3 protein-coding genes are annotated in these 1018 nt (G+C 44.5%); all 3 read right to left on the minus strand.

The features are described 5' to 3' along the window. Positions 1-129 precede the first annotated feature (129 nt). The gene (gene tatB, locus A3766_RS22310) at positions 130-519 is read right to left on the minus strand and encodes a Sec-independent protein translocase protein TatB (RefSeq protein ID WP_068512008.1); all 390 of its coding nucleotides are present in this window, start codon (positions 517-519) and stop codon (positions 130-132) included. A 29-nt stretch (positions 520-548) separates the two neighbouring features. After that, on the minus strand, positions 549-773 hold the full coding sequence (gene tatA / locus A3766_RS22315) for a twin-arginine translocase TatA/TatE family subunit (protein WP_068512005.1): 225 nt from the start codon (positions 771-773) through the stop codon (positions 549-551). Between the two features lie 9 nt (positions 774-782). Next, positions 783-1018 (minus strand): phosphoribosyl-ATP diphosphatase (locus A3766_RS22320; protein WP_068642991.1); only part of this gene is annotated, 236 nt, incomplete at its 5' end.

Below are 1018 nucleotides of genomic sequence, written 5' to 3' on the forward strand. Positions count from 1 at the left end.
GGCGTGTGCGCAATTCTATCAGATGGCTGATTAGAGGCTGGCCTTGGTCGACTACAGTGTCGTTTTCAGTTGCGTTGTCAGAAGTCTTACTCATGTCTTTACTATGCTTAGCTTATTACGGAGGCCATGTTATGACTGCTTAGGCTTGTCGTTTTGCGTATTGCTTTGAAGGTCTTTTGACGAATCAGGCTCTTTTGGTGCCTGAAACAGCTTGTCATACTCATCTCTTGGTAAGGGCTCGAACTCTTCAGCTTCTTTGAGGGCGTCTTTAACGGTATTCTGGATCATTTCGACATCTTCATTAATGTCCAAACTCTCGCCCTGCTTTTTAAGCTCGCTTTTTAGGTCTTCGAGTTCTATCTGGCGATTTATTTCCTGAGTGAACTGGCTGGTCATGCGGCGTGCTTTGCCAAACCAGCGACCCAGAGTTCTAGCGGCAACGGGCAGGCGCTCGGGTCCTAAAACCAATAGGCCGATGATAGCGATTAAGACGAGCTCTAAAAAACCAACGTCAAACATAGTATTCGATAGCTAGTGCCTGATCAGGGTTACTTTTGTTGCTCTTTATCATTGCTTTCGACTTTTTCAGCTTTGCCTTCGATGATGTCGCTGTCTTTCTTTTCTACAGCGGCTTTCTCATCATCTTTTATGGCTTTTTTAAAGCCTTTTACGGCGCCACCCAAGTCTCCGCCCATATTGCGTAGTTTCTTGGTGCCGAAAATAAGTGCTACGATCAATAATATAATCAGTAGCTGCATTGGACTGATACCCATAACCTTCTCCTATTTCTGTTTACGAGATGCTTTTTCTTCAAGGCCTGATAAGTCAAAACGACGCTCAAGTTCTTGAAGGATGTCCTTAGCTTCGAGGTCCAGGTGTGAAAGCATTACCAGGCTGTGAAACCATAAATCAGCGGTTTCATAGACTAAGGCTTTCTTACCTTCGTCATCCTGAGCATCTTTGGCTGCAAGAATTGCTTCGGTGCACTCTTCACCGACCTTTTCCAATATTTTATTTA

The sequence above is a fragment of the Oleiphilus sp. HI0132 genome (genome assembly GCF_001635845.1).

Bases quoted from the DNA above. Each gene is read 5' to 3' on its own strand.
- tatB (WP_068512008.1), bottom strand. From the start codon at position 519: ATGTTTGACGTTGGTTTTTTAGAGCTCGTCTTAATCGCTATCATCGGC.
- tatA (WP_068512005.1), bottom strand. From the start codon at position 773: ATGGGTATCAGTCCAATGCAGCTACTGATTATATTATTGATCGTAGCA.